Here is an 18,628-nt window from a genome sequence, read left to right on the forward strand (position 1 = left end):
TGTGCGCCTATGCGCATATCTACATAGACGCATAGGCGCCTCAAGCATCTTGCGCTACTTGTCTCTACTTTGTGCGGAAGATTTTCTTACGGTGACACAAGCACCCTTTCCCCAGGGGTGGCACCCTTTCGTAGTCCCCGTTGCCGCGTTGAGCCCCTGTGACGCTCCGCCGCAGCGGGGGCTACTCATATCCCCGCATCACACCGGCCTTAGAAGTCCATTCCCGGATTCGCACCATGATCTGGACTCCACGACTGCCCGCCTAAATCAGCTTCACGGGAGGGGAGGGGCGCTCCATGTGCTCGCCGCGAATGTATGACTGCGTCGAGATCAAACGACGGCATGTACGGCATGCCAGGGGAGACATAGCCGTCCACGTGCTTCTCGTCGTCCTGCCACACGGCATCGGCGCGCAGTCCCGCGAACTCGACTGCCGCCTCCGCCCGCTCGGCCTGCTGTTGTACCACCGGTAGTCGTGCCCGATCCTGCTGTTGAGCGCGAATCACCTCTGGTGTGGCCAGCGCGTCCAACAGGTCCACCCGCTCGGCGGTAACCGCATCGTCCTGATAGTCCGGGCGGGTGACATACCGGCACGCTGCACGCTGCTGACGGATCTGTACCAACTGCTCATCCAACTCAGCCTTGGCCTGCTCCAACGCCTCGCACTCACTACGGGCCTGGATGATCTGTCCTTCAAAGGATTCAGCGCGAAACTTCGCCCACCTGCTCCGCGACTGCTGCGCCGACTCCGCCTGAGGCACACGGCCACGCGCCTCCACCAACCGGTGCCCCACACTCTGCGACTGCTCGGACACCGCCTGCTTACGCTCGTCGAGGTGCTCGATCAGCGCGGCGATCTCGTTATGTTCGACCACCTCCCCGTGTTCTGCTCGCGCTGCCTTGCACCGGGCCGCAACCACCTCTGGCTGCTCGGTCGCCCACTGCAAGACATTCTCCGGCACTGCCCACAAGGGGCGCTGCACGCGATCCCGCACCGGAGGCTGATCCTGACGACGAGCACACCTAACCATCCGCTGCTGACGTGCCGCCAGTCGAGCCTGCATCACCTCAGCCATGCTTGTGCCCACAAACGGGTCACCATCGACCGGATATGCCGAGGGCAACCGCTCCAACGACCACTCCCGGTAGGCATCCCGCCACAACTGATGCGGGGTCTCATCCCGACGATCCCTAGCACGCGTCGCGACCAACAACTCCTCGGCATATCCCACCGACTCCCGCCGCTCCGACGATGTGGTCACTCTGGTGTGCGCGGTGCCCACATCCCCCGGGAGTCGACTCCGTCAAATACAGCACGTTGGACACCCGGCCATGAGTCATCGGCACGTACACACCAGCCCGATCCACCTTTGAGGCATCGGCTACCACGCGCGCCACATCCACCGTCATGCCCTGGGCAGAATGCCCTACATGATGGTCATAGATCACGCCTCAGACTGAGGTGATGCGATGCACAAAACCGCGAACCAGAGCCTACTTCTTTAAGACTACGGGAAAAATACTTCACCCGAGGCAAAAATCTCCACTTACAGCAAAAAGATGCCCGCCGCAACCAACTCAACTGTGGTTGCGACGAGCATCGACAGCAATGCCTCACTACATCTCGTGTCCTTAGAACACCTATTGCGGGGCACTCGGTCGATGTGCCCACTTATGCGCACCTAGGCACCCTGCGGGTCATGGGCCAATTGCACGGGGTAGACATTCACGATGTCCGCGTCATCAAACGGCCACGGGTGTGGGCTCTGGACGTCGGGGGTCATCGGCTTCACCTCCCCCCAACTCCGTCGTGGTAGTGGAGGTACCACCCCACACGCTCGGCCCGATCAGCGTCAAGATCGACGGCAACAGCAGTGGACGGACAATCAGCGCGTCCATCGCGACGGCCATGGCCAAGCCCAGACCGATCTCGCGCACAATGCTGATTTCCGCGACTATGAACGACAGGAATACTCCGATCATGATGATCGCCGCGAAGATCACCAACCGTGACGTCTTGGCGATTCCCAACGCAATGGCACGACTATGGGCCGCACCGTTAACGAATTCTTCTTTCATGCGGGAGGCCATGAGGACCATGTAGTCCATCGATAGGCCAAAGACGATGGCGAAGATAACGATCGGGGTGACCGAGTTGATGGAATCACCCATCACGGCTTTCCATATAAAGGACAACAGTCCCATCGCCGCAGAGACCACCAGTCCGTTGAGGGCAACCGCGAGGACGGGCAGGCGCCACGAGCGGAATGCCCAGCCCAGCAGGGCCAACGAGATGAGCACCACGGCTGCGATGATCCAGGGAATGGAGCTTTCGACCAAGCGATCGAAATCATCCCCCTGGGCGGTGGCTCCCGAAACGTAGACATCAGCCTGGTCGCCTGTGAGATCTTTAATATCTCGGATCATCTCGTGGGCGTCATCAGAATCCGGCAGTCCCGTCGAGGTGACGAGCATGCGAGAGTAATTCACTGACTGTTGCGATCCCGATAGTGGGTAGGGGGAGAACTTTTCCTCTGGCGTCCCCGGGACAAGCACCTGATCGACGTTGCTGACGCCACCAAGTTGGTCGGCGAATGCTGTGGCTTTCGCCTGCACGTCTTCAGCTGATTCGCCCGGTGCCCCTTCGAAGGTCACGCTCGTGGGGAACAAGGCGCGGGCATCGAGTTCGGACTGGATCGCTTCGATGCCCTCACGGGAATCCTTGCCCTCTGGGAGGATCGACGCGCTGGCGACTGGGACCTGCAGCTTGATTCCCGCCAACGGTGCGGCACATACGAGCAGTGGCACCACGACCGCGAGAGCCACGATGGCTGGTTTGGTCAGCGCGGTGCGGAGCATCGGTGAATCTTTTTCCTCCTCGATAACCAGCGCGTCGTGGAAGCCCGGCAGTTTGCCGAAGAAGAGTCGGTCGCCGAGCACGGTGATGATGGCCGGCACCAGGGTGGACAGAGCAAGCAGCGCAATCGTCGTCACAATGATTCCTGCCAACGCAATAGAAGAGAAGACCATATTCCGAGCGATAAACAGGGCGCACAAGGCGGCGATGACGCTCAGGCCACCAAAGCGGATGGCATGCCCCGCGGTATGCGTCGCCAGGCGCAATGCCTCCGGTTTGTCCACCCCAGCGTGGATGTTCTCTTTGTAACGAGCAATGAGGAAGAGACAATAGTCCACGCTCACAGCCAAGCCGATCAATGATGCACCCGTGACGTACATGTTCGACACATCCATGAACTGAGCCAAGACCGTCCCGGCACCTTGTGTTCCCGCCAGGCAGATGCCTGCCGTGATCAGCGTGACTGCGGTCGGACCGACGGCGCGGTAGACGAACAGCAGCACGAGGATGAGTAGCGGGAAGGCGATCATTTCCGCGTGCAGGGCATCTTGCTGGGACTGAATATTCAGGTCATAGTCCAGTGCTGCAGCGCCCGTAACGTGAATGTCTACCGCGGTGCCGTCGACAGCCTCGGCGACTTTGTCACGGAGTGTGGGCACCATGTTCTGTGTCGTCGTGTTGTCGGCGTCGAAGCCGACTTGGACGATCTGCGTCTGCCCGGAGTCAGAGCCGAGCTGCGCGACTTGTCGTCCATCCGTCACATACTCAACGTGTGGCAGCTCGTGGATGGCAGTTTCCACGGCATCCAGTGTTGAAGAATCAACGGTCTCGTCGGAGGTGAGCACGACGGAGAGTTCATTGTCGGCATCGCCGAAGGCCTCGCGGTTGACGTCTTGGCCGGCGAACGATTGACCGTGTTGGTCATTGAAGCCGCCGGCTTTGACGGCGTCGTTAAGATGCCATGCGCCGACCGCGCTGAGGACGAACACTACTGCCCACAGGAGAATCACGAGCTTGGCGTGACGCTGAACAAACGTAAGAATCATGAGTTATGGCCTCCCGTGTGCTGCGCCGGAGAGCTGGGCTACGGCACCAGAGATCTTCTCTTTGCGCGCGACTCCTCGGGGATCAGCAGCATCAATGTTGTGTAGTGCGTGTTCGTAGGCGTCGACGGCGCCGGAGGTGTCACCGGCGGCAGCCAGAGACTCCTCAAGCCCCACATAGGCCTGTGATGTCATCTGCCCTTCGCGGGCGACGGCACGCTTGAAGTGCGTGCTCGCTTTGCCTGTGCCGCCTCCCATCCATGGCGGCAGGACCAGAGAGCTACGACCAGCGAGGTAGGCCGCGAAGTCGTAGGACGAATGCAGGTCGGAAAGTCGATCGGCTTTTTGATTCACGACAGCGGCACGCACCATCGTGCCCACGGGAGTCAGTGAGTTTAAGGCGCGGAAGCCGTCGATGCGTGTTTTCTGTACCTGAAAGTCCAAGCGCCGTCGGGACGTTTTATCTGCAATTCTCAGCAGAAGCTGAATCCGGGAGATGACCTCGGCGGGCAGGTTTCCGTCCACCGTGAGGTTCTCAGCCACCATGGTGTGGGAGAGCGTAACCATCCCGTCGAGCGCCTGGCCGGAATTTTTCGCGGTGACGTGACTTGAGCGGTACTTCAGACCAGAGATCTTGTCGAAAGCGTGATCGCGCATGGCGCGCGCTCGGGCACGTTCATCACCACTGGTCGGCACCGTCAACGGTTGACCAGTCGCGACAGAGAGCAACCGGTGGCGGGGAATGGACGCACCCTTCGGAAGCACCTCGGCCAGGCCGGTCATCCCGACGGGAATGACGGGCGTCTTGTTGGCCAATGCCATCCGGAACGCTCCGGACTTAAACGGGAGGAGCCCATCTCCCGTGTTGCGGGGGCCTTCGGGGTAGAGAACGAGTGTGTCGTCACGATCCAGGACGTCGCGGGCACGTTGGAAGATTTCTTCGCTGGGCGCGTTGCGGTCCACGGGGTAGCAGTCCATGGATTCGTGCCAGACGCGCGACAAGAAGGTGTCGAAGGCTTCCGCCTTTGTCGGGAACCAGACGCGGCCGGGGCGAACAGACTCGGCGAGGGTTTTCGTCACGAAGTGGTCCATGTAGGACGACTGGTTGGCGACGAGGATGACCGGTCCTGTGCGCGGGATATTATCTAGTCCTTCGACATAACCGACATGTCGGAGGACGAGGTCGTGGATGCGAGGGGTCGATATTTTGCGGGTGGATGGCCCGATGCGGTTGGTGTTGTGGTTGACCATGGTGGCACTTACTTCACGCTCGTCAGGGGGGTGGCCAGTGGGGAGCCGTCGGGACGTTGGGTGATCGCGACACCGGCGGCGACCTGTTCTTGGCGGTAGGTGCGCAAGACTTCGATGGTGGATAGTGCGATGCCGCGTTCGGCGCACCATTCCACGAGCTGTGGGAGGCGCAGCATTTCGCCGTCGTCGCCGATGATTTCGACGATGGCTCCCACGGGAGCGAACCCAGCCATGGCGGCGAGGTCACTGCCTGCTTCGGTGTGGCCGATGCGGGTGAGCACGCCGCCCTCGCGTGCCATGAGTGGGAAGCCGTGGCCGGGGCGGTGGAAGTTGCTGGCTACTCTCCCGGAGGCCAACAGGGTGATCGTTGCGGCGCGGTCGGAGGCGGAAATGCCAGTGGTGATGCCGAAGTCAGTGGCGGCATCGCAAGAGACGGTAAAGGAGATGCCGAAGTCGTCTTCGTTGCGTTCGACCATGGGAGCGAGGTTAAGGGTGCGGGCGTGCTCAGCGGTCATGGGAACGCACAGCAGTCCCTTGCTTTGGGTGATCATGAAGTTGACAGTCTCGGGAGTGATCGCTTCGGCGGCCATGATGAGGTCGCCTTCGTTGTCTCGATCTTCATCGTCGACGAGAACGACCATCTTGCCGGCGGTAATATCCGCGACGATGTCTTCAATGGGAGCCAGGTGGGTTTCTGCACCGAGGCGAGCGGTGGTCTTGGTGTCGTCGGTCTGTGGAATGTCGGTCAGCATGCGGGTCATGGTCAGATCCTTTCAAGAAATACCCGTGACGCAACATCAATGTTGTGTCACGGGTATTTATACCACAGGCCACAAATGCGCCCCACACGAGCGGTAAAGTACCCAAGATTGGGGGTAGTTTGTTATATAATTCCAGCGTAATGAGTAACAACTTCCTTTTTACTGGGCGATCACCTATCATTCATGCCATGTCATTAAAGACTCAGAATTCCGCGGTTATTACTCTTGAGCATGATCCGTCTATGATCAGAAAATCCTGCTCGACATCAGCAATCTCTCCACATGGAACCCTGCCTTCAGCAATATCGAGCCAGAAGATTCCGACGGTGCGCATTCCGTGACCGTCCGTAGCCTCCTGAAAGGAAAGTTAACCTACACGCAACCCTCCCCTGACGTCATCACGTTTCATATCGAGATCCCGGGCCTCACCGAAGAATCCACCTTCACCCTCACCCCAGATCCTCGCGGCACGACGGTCGCCCACACCATCAACCAGCACGGTGTCCTCACCGCCATCATCGGTGACCACGAAGCCTCTCTCGTCCCCCACAAGCGCCTGACCCGCCTCGCCCAGACCCTCAACAACCCCTCCCCACACGACATCCCCTCATGAACAAGACCATTGCCGACCACCCTGAAGAGTTCCGCTACCTGATCCTCGCCCTCCAACGGCAAGGAAACCGACAACTCAACAATCTCTTTGCACAGCTGGACCTGACCAATTCCCAAGCCGAAGCCATCGAAGTCATCGGCACCTACGGCCCGATGAGCACTCGAGAAGTCGGCGATTACCTCGTGTGCGAATCCGGCAGTCCCAGTCGCCTGCTCACCACTCTCGCATCCAAAGGGCTGACAATGACCTCCCAGTCCACCACAGATAAACGGGCAACCCTCCACGCTCTCACGCCGGCCGGTCGTGAAATGGTTGCCGCGATCACCAATCTCAAGAAGAACTTCGACGACAGTATCGGTGATGCCCTCACCCATGCGCTCAGCGCTCACCCGGAGGACATCCTCACCCAACTGACCTGTCTACTGACTGACCCCTCCCTAAGCGCAGCCATGAAGAAGCGCTACCCACACCTGTTCGACAAGCTCTAGGTTCCAGTCCCATCGCGACCGGATCGAATCAACACTCGCATCCAGAACATGCCCCTATGCGCATAGGGGCATGTGCGTATTTATTCACATCCGAAGAGCTATCGATGCGCTCGTGCACCACGCAGTGACCCCACCGGTGATAATCAACCTATCGCGCCAACATTCCGCTCCCACCACCATCACCACTGACCATCAGGTGCCCACCTCACACCAACCGGGATGGCACCTCTTCTCCACGGACAATCATCATGCAGACCCGACGACTACGCAGCCTCACCGTCTCTACCCTCGGCCTGGGATATATGGGGTGAGCGCCCTCTATGGCCGACCAGACAAAACAGAAGCTATCGCCACCCTAAATCTCGCACTTAGTCAGGGCGTCACCTTCTTCGACACCGCCGAGTCCTACGGCAACGGGCACAACGAGACTCTGCTCGGCGAACACTTATCCCACCGCGACGACATCATCACCCCGAAGTTCGCAATCACGACAAACCCACTATCCTTCCCCACCGGACAAGACGGGCGACCAGAGAATTGCCTCGCCGCCGTCATCGGATCCCTCACACGCCTCCGCCGTGACTACATCGACCTCTACCACCTCCATCAACCAGACCCCCAGGTCCCTATCGAAGAATCCATCGGCGTCATGGCCGACCTCGTCCACGAAGGCCTCATCCGACACATCGGCGTCAGCGAACTGACTGCCGAACTACTCCGCGCCGCCGACGAGACCTACCGCATCACCGCCCTGCAATCCGAATGGTCGCTCCTCTCCCGCGACATTGAGAACGGACCAGTTCCCGAAACCCGCAAACGCAATATCGGAATCGTGGTCTATTCCCCCCTGAGCAGAGGACTACTGACAGGCGATCAGAAGGCCACCACTCAGCTTCCTCTCCTGGACTACAGGCGTGCACTCCCCCGATGGAGGCGAAAAAACCTGGAGCAGGTCGAGATCGTCGACCCCATCGCCCGCAACCACAACGCCACACCTGCTCAAATATCGCTGGCCTGGCTACTCACCCAAGGCGATGACATCGTTCCCATTCCTGGCACAAAGCAACGGGGAAACTCCTGGACATATCGACGCGTTGAAGATCTCACTCACCGACAAGGAACTGGAGTCGCTCAACCACCTGTACGCTCATGGCGGACGCTACCCAGGAATGTCCGACTGATAATCCTTACTCAGCAGAGGTCTTCTCCCCTGCGAGAGATTCGATGAAGCACAAGAGAATCGGACGGTACTCGGCATACCGCCGTTGCAGATCTTCACTCGCGGTCATTTCATCGAGAGTCGCCTCCAGCATTCCCACCACAAGGACTGTCGCCGCCTCCACGTTGACATCGTCGCGAATCTTTCCCTGCTCCTCTAACAGACCAAAAATCTTCAACACCAAAGGCACGCGGATGCGGTTATCCAATTCGCGTCAATCGGCCGCCGGCAATACTCCAACAGCTTGTTGTCGCAGTGCGCAGTAGCGATCATCGGTTTGGATTGATTCCATGGCCACGTCCAACGCGGGGGGCACAAGAGCATCGGACCTGATCTGCACATCCAACGTGTGTTCAATCTTGCGCGCCGCATCGTCACACGCCTGGCCATCGTCTGGCGGTCTCTCATTGGTGGCATCTCCGTCTGACACCTCATCGGAGCGGAAGCTGTGGTGTCCCGTGCCAAACATCAGGACACTCTCTCGCTTGTCCGTTGCGGGTCTAAGCCACCGGCAACTGGGTGCGGTCACCGGGCTGGTGTGCCGGCAAAGCCGGTTCGTCCGGGTTGTCGTCGACGGCACCGCGGGCCTTGAGACGTTGCACCACAGTGGCAGCTTCCTGACGGGTCGAGCCCTCAGCTGCTTCCTTCAGGTGAGCGAACTCGGCAGGGATCTGCCGGCCCAGCGCGTTCATGGCCTCAACGTAGAGCTTGCCGGAACGGTAGGAAGACCGCACCAACGGCCCTGACATGCAGGCCTTGACACCACGCTCGTAGGCGAAGTCACGCAACCGGAGGAACTCTTGGGGCTTGACCCAGCGGTCCACCGGCTGGTGCAACGGCGAGGGTCGCATGTACTGGGTGATGGTCAAAATGTGGGTTCCGGCATCGACCAGATCGCCAATGGTTTCTTCAATTTCTTTGGTGGTCTCTCCCATGCCGAGAATCAGGTTGGATTTGGTGACCAGTCCTGAGTCGCGGGCTTTACTGAGTGCACCCAAGGATTTCTCATACCGAAAGGCGGGACGAATAATCTTCATCAACCGCGGAACAGTCTCGATGTTGTGGGCAAAGACCTGGGGCTGAGCATCGAAGACCATCTGCAACGGGCGGTCTCCCCCGCGGAAGTCATCGACCAGCAGCTCCACCCCGGTGCCTTCGCCACGACGATGAATGGCACGGCAGGTTTCAGCATACAGCCAGGCGGCACCGTCTTCGAGGTCGTCGCGGGCCACACCGGTCACCGTCACATAGCGTAGTCCGAGTTCCGACACCGAGTCAGCCACACGTTCGGGCTCTTCTTGGTCGTACTCCCCCGGCTTACCGGTGGCGATGTCGCAGAAGCTACACCGGCGAGTGCACACCGCCCCACCGATTAAGAACGAGGCTTCCCGGTCTTCCCAGCACTCGTAAATGTTGGGGCAGTTGGCTTCCGCGCAGACAGTGTTCAGAGACTGCTTGCGGACTTGCTCACGCATGTTCCGGTATTCCGGCCCAACTGTGGCTTGGGTTTTCAACCAGTCGGGTCGATCCTCGCGAGGTACTTGAGCGTTTCGCGCCTCGATGCGCAATAGCTTGCGTCCTTCTGCTTTCGGCAAGGTCGACATGTCAGGTGTTCCTCTCCTTGTGAAACGAGATCGGATCAGCTGTGGTGTGGCTGAAGACTCTGTTGCGTTTCTGCGGTGGCGGCGTAGACCGGATCAATCAGTGGGGTCAATCGTTCGGTGAGCTCCGCAACCAGCGGATCAACCAGATCAGCGACCGCAAGGTCGGTGACGCCTTCTTCTGCCATCGAGGTCACCGCAGCGTCATTGATGCCACACGGGATAATCCCAGTGAACGATGTATTGGGGTCGGTCGTGACGTTGAGCGAAATACCGTGCATGGTCGCCCCGCGCGAAATCTTCAGGCCAATGGCCGAGATCTTCCGGTCGGGGTTGCGCAACCAGACTCCGGCCCGGTCCTGGATGCGTTCTACCGGCAAGTCGTAGTGTTCACCCAGCACGGTGAGCACGGAGGCTTCCACACTGCGGATGTAGCGCAATGTGTCGATGGGCTCGGCAAGCTTGACGATCGGGTACACAATGAGCTGTCCGGGCCCGTGCCAGGTCACCGATCCGGCACGGTCCGTCTCAATCACCGGAATCTCATCGGAGATAATGTCGACAGCCTTGGTGTTCCGTCCGGCCGTGTAGGTGGATTCGGCCTGCCAGATCAGTAGCGTTGATTCTTCTCGGCCTTCAGAGACAGCCCGGTGAATTTCACGTTGGCGCTGGTCCATGGTCGCATAGCTCTGTAGACCGTTGTCGAGTTCGTTGAGAATGCGCATGCAATCCCCTCAATCCTGCGCGATGAAAGTACATCCATTAAACCAGATGACTTCGGTTGATGACGCAAATTATCTTATCCCTGACAGCGGGTACACCAGTACAGTTTTCGTTGGTGCATCGATTCCACGACAATGTTCTGTGTGCCACAGACCCGGCATGGCTCGTTCTGTCGTTGATAGACGTAATAGGCGTGCTCGGGCCAGGCATCGTTCAGAGCGGTTCCGGGACGGTCTTCGGCCCGGGTGGTGATAATCTTTCCGGTCGCGACACCACGACGCATCAGGCGTACTTCGTCCTCCCACAGCTGGTGCAGCTGTTCCGCGCCCAGTTGTCGCGACGGGGTGTGCGGGTTGATGCCGGTGCGAAAGAGCCCTTCGGCCCGGTAGATATTGCCTATTCCGCCAATGATTTTCTGGTCCATCAGCACCTCCCCGATGGGACGTCGGGTGGCCAGCGCTCGGTCGATAAACCGTTGCGGGTCGGCATCACGACGCAAGGGGTCGGGTCCAATACTGGCCACCACGTCGCCAGCTTCATCCACGGTGAGCACCCGGACCACAGAGGCACCGATGAGATCAGCCCACCCGTGGTCGGAGACGATCCTGACCCGTGTGGTGGGTTTGGGCTCGGGCGGATCGGCCGGGTTGGTGCTCAGCTGCCAGGCGTGCTGCTCACGTTCGCCGATCTTGCGTGGCGCTCCGATCGAGGACACGGTGGCCACATGCTCGTCACCACCGAAGGTCCAGGCCCCGTACATGCCCAAATGCACGTTGAGGATCAGCTCGTGGTCAAAGACGAGGAAAAAATGTTTCCCGTAGGCTTCAGCCCGTCTAGCCCGCCGCCCGTCTAGCCGGGCGGCGCCGGCACTGAACCGTCCCTGCGGAGAGGTGATGCGTAACGGTTGGTCGGTAAAGACCTCGGAGAAATACCGGGCCAACCGGTGGATGGAGTGTCCTTCAGGCATCAGCTACGTCGCTACGCGTCCAACCCGTCGGTGCCCAGTTCGAAACCTTCGATCTCACCGCGCTGTTCGAACTCGGTAACCTGGTTAATGCGGCGCTGGTGACGTTCTTCACCGCTAAACGGTGTCTCTAAGAATGCGGTCACAATTTCCAAGGCTTCCTCGGCTGCGTGCTGGCGCCCCCCGATAGCGATGAGCTGAGCGTCATTGTGTTCACGGGCCAGGTGGGCGGTGGCTACTGACCAGGCCAGGGCAGCTCGGATACCGGGGACTTTATTAGCAGCAATTTGTTCGCCATTGCCGGACCCACCCAGCACAATACCCAAGGAGTCCATTCCGGCTGCACGTTCCCGGGCGACTGCGAGCGCGGCGTTGATGCAAAATGACGGGTAATCATCGTCGGGGTCATAGGCCTGAGGCCCATGGTCCAACACGTCGTATCCGGAATCGGTCAGGTGATCAATGAAGTAGTGGGCCAAATCCAGCCCGGCATGATCGGTGGCAATGTGCACACGCATGGCGTTGGTCTCCCCTTGGTGTTGTTGCGATCGGTGACGGTGTGAGCCTCACCTTCACCCTACCGCGAACCCTCTCACCGCGGAGCAGCGGCTGACGAGCCAGCTATCCAACGGTGAGTCTGCTGTGGCGGACAAGAAACGGACAGAAAGTGACAGAATGGGGAACAGACCAAGAGACGACCGGACTTCGAATCCGATCAACCCGAGACGTCCAGCGAGGTGTTTTGTAGAGGATGACCACATCACAGTTGCTCAATATCACGGCCACCGAAGCACAAGCGCGGGCCACCGCGTTCGATGTCGAGTCGTACCAGGTTGAGCTGGATCTCTCGTGGGACGGTGAAGTGTTCGGGTCCCGTACCGAGGTGCACTTTACCGCTGCGGACCGCGCCAGTATCGCCCCGGAATACAGTTTCATCGACTTTGTTGGGGACTCGTTGCGCGAGGTGAGCCTGAACGGCATCAACCTACCCACCGACGAGTATCACGGCGCTCGTATTGCCCTGCCGGTCGAGCATCTCGCCGATACCAACGTGCTGGTCGTCGATGCTGTGGCCCGCTATACCAATACCGGTGAGGGACTACACCGCTTTGTGGATCCGGTCGATAACGAGACCTACCTGTATTCGCAGTTCGAGGTGCCCGACTCGCGCCGGGTGTTCACGGTCTTTGAACAACCCGATCTGAAAGCCACCTTCCAGTTCACGGTCATCGCCCCGGACCACTGGACCGTGATCTCTAACCAACCCACCCCGGATCCGATTCCTCTGGAATTATTAGCCGGAGCCGGTGTGACCGGTCGCCGGGACGACACAGCACACCACACCCGGGGGCATCTGGCTCGCTGGGAATTCACACCCACGCCACGATTGTCTTCATATGTGACCGCGCTGATTGCCGGCCCCTACTATTCGGTCCACTCCACAGCCACTTCCACCACCGGCCGGGAGATTCCGCTGGGGCTGTACTGCCGGGCTTCGATTGCCGAGTATTTGGACGGTGACAACCTCTTTGAGATCACCCGGCAGGGTTTCGACTTCTTTGAGCACGAATTCAATACGCCCTACCCGTTTGAAAAATATGATCAGCTATTTGTCCCGGAGTTCAATGCCGGGGCGATGGAAAATGCCGGCGCCGTGACGTTCTTGGAGGACTATGTCTTCCGTGGCCCGGTGGCCGAACAGCTGGTCGAACGACGGGCCATCACGATCCTGCACGAGATGGCCCACATGTGGTTCGGCGACCTGGTGACCATGCGCTGGTGGAATGATCTGTGGCTGAATGAGTCCTTCGCCGAGTTCGTCTCCCACGTCGCAGCGGTGCAGAACACCCGGTTTGATCAAGCCTGGACGACCTTTTCCGCGGTCGAGAAAACCTGGGCCTACCGCCAGGACCAGCTCAGCACCACGCATCCGATTGTGGCCGATATCAGGGATCTGAATGACGTGCTGGTGAATTTTGATGGCATCACCTATGCCAAGGGTGCCTCGGTGCTCCGGCAACTGGTGGCCTATGTAGGTCACGACGCGTTTGTGGAAGGTGTGCGGCGTTATTTCCATACCCATGCCTACGGCAATACGGAGCTGAAAGATCTCCTCGGTGAACTGCAGCTGGCCTCGGGCCGTGACCTGGCCGAGTGGTCCGAGCTGTGGCTGAGGAGCTCTGGGATCAACACGCTCGAGCCACAGCTACAGCTTGCCGAGGACGGTGAGACGATCTCCTCTTTGCAGATCCTGCAGTCGTCTCAGCACAGTGAAACGCCATTGCGCCCCCACCGGGCGGTGGTGGGCTGCTACCGGAACGACCCGGCCCACCCCGAACGGCTGATTCGGGCAGAACGGATCGAGCTCGACATCACCGGTGAGACCACCGAGGTCCACGTACCAGCCGGCACGAAGGTCCCGGACATTCTGCTGGTCAATGATGAAGACCTGACCTATGCGAAGGTGGTGCTGGACCCGGACTCCGCGCGCACTACTATCGACCGGCTGTCGGATGTGGCAGATTCCGGAGCTCGTGCGGTGCTCTGGGGTGCACTGTGGCACATGACCCGCGATGGAGTGCTCTCGGCATCGGCGTTTATTAGTACCTTGCTGAAGCATCTGGGTGCAGAGACCCACTCGAGTTTGATCTTCACTCTGATCCGTCAGCTCAATACCGCCCTGAATCGATATGTTCCGGCCAGCCATCAGCCCCAGATCCGGCACACAGTCGCCGAGAAGCTCTGGGAGCTGGCCACCGCGGCACCGGCCGGCAGTGATACCCAGCTCCAGTTCTTCAAGGCGTTCATTCTCCATGCCCGCCACCACCAGCTCGAGATCCTCTCCGAGGTGCTCAGCTATGGTGCTCATGGTCAGGATCCGCGGTTGCCCGGGCTGGTGCTCTCCGACGAACTGCGCTGGGATGCGCTGACCTCGCTGGTAGCCGGTGGCTACGCCGGGGTGACCGAGATCGAGGCAGCGGCTCAGGCCGATACCACGGCCACGGGAGCGTTGTCTCGTCATAAGGCCATGGCAGCCCGGCCCGAAGCACAAGCCAAGGCTGACACCTGGAGCCGGCTGGTGGAGGCTGATATGTCCAATACCACCCAGCGCCAAACCATTATTGGTTTCAACCGGGTCCACGACCGTGCAGTGCTGGAACCGTTCATTGACCAGTACTTCGAGGTCATCGACACCGTCTGGGGCCAGCGCTCGCACGAGATGGCCGAAACGTTCGCCGAAGGCCTCTTCCCCGGCTGGGATGTCTCCGAATCCACTCTCGAGAAGGCCTCGACCGTCCTGGCATCTACCAACCATTCTGCGCTGCAACGAGTTCTGGCAGAAAACCGCGATGATCTGATCCGGTCCCTGAGGGCCCAACGAGCCTTTGAAACGACACCGTCTGGCAATCACCGCAGCACCGGTAGCACGAACGAGACGAACGACGCATGATGGAACACACCTTTCAGTTACGCGCCGAATGGTCGAGCCGTGACACCCCGCACCCGAAGCGGGGGTTCACCCGAGATATCCTCATCCAGGCCGATGGGCCCGGTGAACTGCAGGGCTCAGCGGCCAGAGCGTTTCATGGTGACACCTCCCGGTGGAATCCGGAGCAGTTATTGCTGGCGGCTCTGGCCGAGTGCCATATTCTGTCGTACTTATTCGTGGCAGGCCAAGAAAAATTGGCGGTCTCCCACATCGAGGTCGGTGGCGAGCTACTGCTCTCGCACGACCTGAAAGAGGGCGGACAAGTCGCCAGTGCGGTGTTACGCCCCCAGGTGTGGCTGGATGAGGCGACTCATGACCAGGACCCCCAGGCCTACCAGCGGGCCGGAGAGTTGCACGAGACAGCTCATCAACAGTGTTTCGTCGCCCGGTCGGTGAATTTTCCGGTGGCCATCAAGCCGGTGACCACCGGAGAACCTAAGCGAAAGTCACCTCAGTTCACCACCCGCCTGGGTGCTCCGATTACACTGCGACCGCCCCGACCGGCCAAAAAACCCGTGTCGGTCACCGGTGCCACCGGTTCCCCGGCAGTGGAACAGCGTAGCTTCTACGACCAGGTGGGCGGACACGAAACCTTCGCGAAACTGGCGCGGGTGTTCTACGAGCAGGTCGCCACGGACCCGGAGTTCCGAGCCCTGTATCCCGAGGAAGACCTGGGTCCTGCAGAAGCTCGACTGCGCATGTTTCTGGAACAGTACTGGGGTGGGCCCACCACTTATTCCCAGCAACGTGGCCACCCGCGGTTGCGGAAGCGCCACATGCCCTTCGAGATCGGACCCCAAGAACGGGACACCTGGTTGAAATACATGAAGGTCGCGGTGAAGTCCTTAGACCTTGCTCCCCTGCAGGAAGAGACCCTGTGGGATTACCTCGAGCGCGCCGCCCACGCGATGCAGAACCGGTCTTAGCCCTGAATATGTCGTCAGACCAGGCATACCCTTTTGCACGCGCATCTATCAATCTTGGTCAGTTCCAGCATTCTACGTGGTGCATTTGGGTAGCAAGAGGTCCAGTGACGGAGCCGCCACATGAAGCTGAGAAACACCGCCAAGCGAGGTTAACAATCACAGAAGCATATAGGTATTAGCGTCCAGGGCCATACATTTCAAAGTGTTTGATAATTGTTTTTATTCACCAACCGAGAGTTCGTCATCAAGCCGGGTTCCTGATAAGGCACACATTGAACCAGCTTGGTTCATAACGTCGTTAATGAGTTCAACAGCGCTATCTAACAGTTGCCTCCTGCCGAGATTCGTTATGATCGTTCCTTCAACAGGATAAAAGTCTTGGACCTTATCACCCGAACAAGGCGGCAAGTACCCTTCTGACACTGAATCTCTGCGACGGAACGCTGTTGGGACAGGGACGACTCCGAACCGCACATCATAGTCACTTTGAGGTCCACCAGCTTTGCGAAACTCAAGCAAAATCGCGGTTAGATCTAACCCAATCTTTTCAATGTCATCCAAACGTAAATGCGATGGGTTGATATCGTTTTCACCGATGAACCCATCTCGGGTGATTCCCACTGCGATTGAACCATCACTGTGGAGTTCAATCCTGGCTCGAAAGGTTCTCTCCCGGAAATTTCGGGACATGGTCCAATAAAATTTTCGTAATCCTCGACAGGTGCGGAAGTTACTATCACCAATGATCTCTGTTATCGCTGTGGATTCTTTCTTCATCCACGGGTAATCAGCGGCACGGCGCAAGATCCCCTCTGCGGAGAGGTTGCCCATCGAATTTGAATTCATAAGTGGCTGCGCAGGACGAGCAATGGCATATGACCATATTGGCGAATTCTCCTGTTTCGTGCCAATGGATTTCAGGAAACGGCTTTCTGATTCCTCTAACAATACGATTTGCTGACGGCGGCCTTGTTCTCGCCGAAGATACGCCTGAGCAAGTTCTCTTTCCGCCATGAAGACTGTGTCTGGACCGTTACGCCATGGTGCCTGGAAAAACCCGCCATCACCGTTTTTTACAACAAGATGAGGTGCATCCATACTTTCCGGGATTATCATGGCCAACACAGAATCTTGTCCATCGTCCGTAGAAGAAAGTGGCTTTAATTCTAAGCCTACGACTGGCGGGTGTACTGTCGAAAATGCCGCTTGGCGGATACGTTTACAATCGTCTGTGGTAACTCGTAATCCTGGCGTAATACTTCCAGCAGCGGTGCGTTGGTTAACCGCAGTTTCTCCAACGCCGTAGACGATCATTCCCCCACCGGTATTAGCCATTGCGGCAATATCTTTAGCTAGTTCATAACGCTCTTTTTCTTTCTGATCCCTGGGGATGCTCATGTCAACTGTCAAGGGCATCTGGCTCTTCCAGTCCAGATCTGCTGTTTCCTCGATCTGCTGCTCAACAGCTTGCTCAACCATGGAGTAAGTCAAGTCTAAAGAGGTCTCCCCAAGTGCTCGGTGAAGTGGTGTCCAAGTCATAGATCTGACACTACACCCAATGAGATCTTCAAAGATGGAAAGCCGCTGGTTACTGGAGCCGTTGCTCAATTAGTGGGCATACCTTCTTTGACGATCCAAGCCTTCAAGGCTGAGCGCGATGCCCGCGTGCCAATCATCGAACTGGATCTTTTGCGACCAGAGGACCTTTTTGAGTAAGCGGTGGAGTTTAGCTGCCGTGGATCCCTGAAACATCTGACGTGGTTCAGGCCTACTGTGAAGACGCCTTAGGAAATCCCCCAGACGTCTCGGTTACTGCGCCATCACTTGGGCGATTGTTATGATTTCTACGTGGCTGTGAGTTGGCATGTTCATGAGTTGAATGCGGAGTTCAGTGAACCACTCCCGAAAAATGAGGCCCAACAGATTGCCAACAGCATCCACAGATGGACCACTACCCAGTCCCGGATGTGGACCAATGGGGTAGCAGTCTATGAGGCAACATTCAGCACTATCCAAGTGGCACGAGGACGGGAAAGTGGTCAATAAAGACGGAACGGATTAAGCGCCCAAGATTTATTGGAGGCCTCAAATGTCAGCTGAACATGCTGTACGTCACAAACGTACTGCCTTTAAGGTTGCTGAACAGCTAGGCGTTTCTCCTAGAACCGTGCGTGATTTCGTTGCTGAACCCCGGAACGATTATCTCAACCGCGGTGAACAGCGCCGTAGAGAGATCCGCAAACTGCAGGGGCAGAGTTTATCGATGCGGGCCATTGCTGAGCAAGTTGGGTGTTCAGTCAGCACCGTCCACAACGCACTCAATCACCAAGACCACGACCAGGGACCAGATTCGGATCATGTCGAAGCGTCCTGGGTTCACCATCGCCCAAATCACCGAACAGTTCGACGTCTCGCGGTCTACCGTGCGCAGAGGCCTGAATAATAGTCGTTTTTTCATTGACAAGCCTGAGCGGCAGTGAATACCTCGATGGGTATAGATTTCACCTGCAATCGTTAGGAGCGCCCTATGAAAAGCTCAGCAGCTATCAAACCATTTGGTGTCTTTGGAGTGCCCTAGGTTTTTAGGTCCAGGTGACTTGAGTGTTGTCCATTGATGCCCGGCCTGTGGGTGGGGAGAATGGATGAATGGTGAAGAAGTTCAGTAAGCATACTCCCGAGCAGATTGTTCGTA

The 18,628-nt window shown here is 58.4% G+C and carries 17 protein-coding genes and 1 pseudogene; 7 read left to right on the plus strand and 11 right to left on the minus strand.

Features of this window, described 5'->3' with window-relative positions; translation table 11 throughout:
- Positions 1-209 precede the first annotated feature (209 nt).
- From DCC24_RS10125 to ribB, 4 genes are all read right to left on the minus strand, one after another.
- Positions 210-1,262 carry a hypothetical protein gene (locus tag DCC24_RS10125; RefSeq protein WP_146206318.1) on the minus strand — a complete coding sequence of 351 codons (1,053 nt, stop codon included), beginning with the start codon at positions 1,260-1,262 and terminating at the stop codon, positions 210-212.
- A gap of 481 nt (positions 1,263-1,743) precedes the next feature.
- Complete coding sequence (locus tag DCC24_RS10130; RefSeq protein ID WP_110099795.1) at positions 1,744-3,903, minus strand: MMPL family transporter; 2,160 nt, start codon at positions 3,901-3,903, stop codon at positions 1,744-1,746.
- Positions 3,904-3,906: 3 nt separating this feature from the next.
- The gene (locus DCC24_RS10135; RefSeq protein WP_110099796.1) at positions 3,907-5,151 is read right to left on the minus strand and encodes a lysophospholipid acyltransferase family protein; all 1,245 of its coding nucleotides are present in this window, start codon (positions 5,149-5,151) and stop codon (positions 3,907-3,909) included.
- Positions 5,152-5,159: 8 nt separating this feature from the next.
- Positions 5,160-5,912, minus strand: a complete 753-nt coding sequence (gene ribB, locus DCC24_RS10140) for a 3,4-dihydroxy-2-butanone-4-phosphate synthase (protein ID WP_110099797.1) — start codon at positions 5,910-5,912, stop codon at positions 5,160-5,162.
- Positions 5,913-6,249: 337 nt separating this feature from the next.
- Between ribB and DCC24_RS12225 the strand changes: the two genes are divergently transcribed.
- The 3 genes from DCC24_RS12225 (at position 6,250) to DCC24_RS10155 (ending at position 8,241) form a co-directional block, all read left to right on the plus strand.
- Complete coding sequence (locus DCC24_RS12225) at positions 6,250-6,525, plus strand: hypothetical protein (RefSeq protein WP_199446264.1); 276 nt, start codon at positions 6,250-6,252, stop codon at positions 6,523-6,525.
- Positions 6,522-7,013, plus strand: coding sequence for a MarR family winged helix-turn-helix transcriptional regulator (locus tag DCC24_RS10150; RefSeq protein WP_110099798.1), 492 nt, complete (start codon positions 6,522-6,524; stop codon positions 7,011-7,013). The genes DCC24_RS12225 and DCC24_RS10150 overlap by 4 nt, the downstream gene beginning before the upstream one ends.
- Positions 7,014-7,320: 307 nt before the next feature.
- Complete coding sequence (locus tag DCC24_RS10155) at positions 7,321-8,241, plus strand: aldo/keto reductase (RefSeq protein ID WP_199446265.1); 921 nt, start codon at positions 7,321-7,323, stop codon at positions 8,239-8,241.
- On the opposite strand, the gene DCC24_RS10160 is transcribed toward DCC24_RS10155, so the two are convergent.
- From DCC24_RS10160 to DCC24_RS10185, 6 genes are all read right to left on the minus strand, one after another.
- Positions 8,201-8,413 carry a hypothetical protein gene (locus tag DCC24_RS10160; protein WP_146206319.1) on the minus strand — a complete coding sequence of 71 codons (213 nt, stop codon included), beginning with the start codon at positions 8,411-8,413 and terminating at the stop codon, positions 8,201-8,203. The genes DCC24_RS10155 and DCC24_RS10160 overlap by 41 nt on opposite strands.
- 33 nt (positions 8,414-8,446) lie before the next feature.
- Positions 8,447-8,701, minus strand: a complete 255-nt coding sequence (locus DCC24_RS10165; RefSeq protein ID WP_110099800.1) for a hypothetical protein — start codon at positions 8,699-8,701, stop codon at positions 8,447-8,449.
- Between the two features lie 31 nt (positions 8,702-8,732).
- Complete coding sequence (locus DCC24_RS10170) at positions 8,733-9,836, minus strand: lipoyl synthase (protein ID WP_110099801.1); 1,104 nt, start codon at positions 9,834-9,836, stop codon at positions 8,733-8,735.
- Between the two features lie 35 nt (positions 9,837-9,871).
- Entirely contained in the window at positions 9,872-10,558 is a 687-nt protein-coding gene (lipB, locus tag DCC24_RS10175; protein WP_110099802.1) for a lipoyl(octanoyl) transferase LipB, read from the minus strand.
- Between the two features lie 74 nt (positions 10,559-10,632).
- A complete protein-coding gene (locus DCC24_RS10180; protein WP_110099803.1) occupies positions 10,633-11,523 on the minus strand; it encodes an Fpg/Nei family DNA glycosylase in 891 nt (296 codons plus the stop codon).
- 11 nt (positions 11,524-11,534) lie between these two features.
- Complete coding sequence (locus tag DCC24_RS10185; RefSeq protein WP_110099804.1) at positions 11,535-12,038, minus strand: ribose-5-phosphate isomerase; 504 nt, start codon at positions 12,036-12,038, stop codon at positions 11,535-11,537.
- Positions 12,039-12,271: 233 nt separating this feature from the next.
- On the opposite strand from DCC24_RS10185, the gene pepN reads away from it, so the two are divergent.
- The 3 genes and pseudogenes from pepN to DCC24_RS12390 all read left to right on the plus strand — a co-directional run bounded on the left by pepN (position 12,272) and on the right by DCC24_RS12390 (position 15,936).
- A complete protein-coding gene (gene pepN / locus DCC24_RS10190; RefSeq protein ID WP_110099805.1) occupies positions 12,272-14,971 on the plus strand; it encodes an aminopeptidase N in 2,700 nt (899 codons plus the stop codon).
- Positions 14,971-15,414, plus strand: a pseudogene (locus DCC24_RS12385) (OsmC family protein); the annotation flags it as partial. The gene pepN and the pseudogene DCC24_RS12385, both read left to right, overlap by 1 nt.
- Positions 15,415-15,558: 144 nt before the next feature.
- Positions 15,559-15,936, plus strand: a complete 378-nt coding sequence (locus DCC24_RS12390; protein ID WP_233242980.1) for a globin — start codon at positions 15,559-15,561, stop codon at positions 15,934-15,936.
- 219 nt (positions 15,937-16,155) lie between these two features.
- Here the strand turns inward: DCC24_RS12390 and DCC24_RS10200 are convergent, their stop codons facing one another.
- Positions 16,156-17,415, minus strand: coding sequence for a helix-turn-helix domain-containing protein (locus tag DCC24_RS10200; RefSeq protein WP_158524657.1), 1,260 nt, complete (start codon positions 17,413-17,415; stop codon positions 16,156-16,158).
- Positions 17,416-18,293: 878 nt separating this feature from the next.
- Here DCC24_RS10200 and DCC24_RS11980 point away from each other — a divergent pair.
- Entirely contained in the window at positions 18,294-18,416 is a 123-nt protein-coding gene (locus tag DCC24_RS11980; RefSeq protein WP_110123443.1) for an HTH domain-containing protein, read from the plus strand.
- The last annotated feature ends 212 nt before the right edge of the window (positions 18,417-18,628 follow it).

The sequence above is a fragment of the Auritidibacter sp. NML100628 genome (genome assembly GCF_003185985.1).
Taxonomy (GTDB): Bacteria; Actinomycetota; Actinomycetes; order Actinomycetales; family Micrococcaceae; genus Auritidibacter; species Auritidibacter ignavus.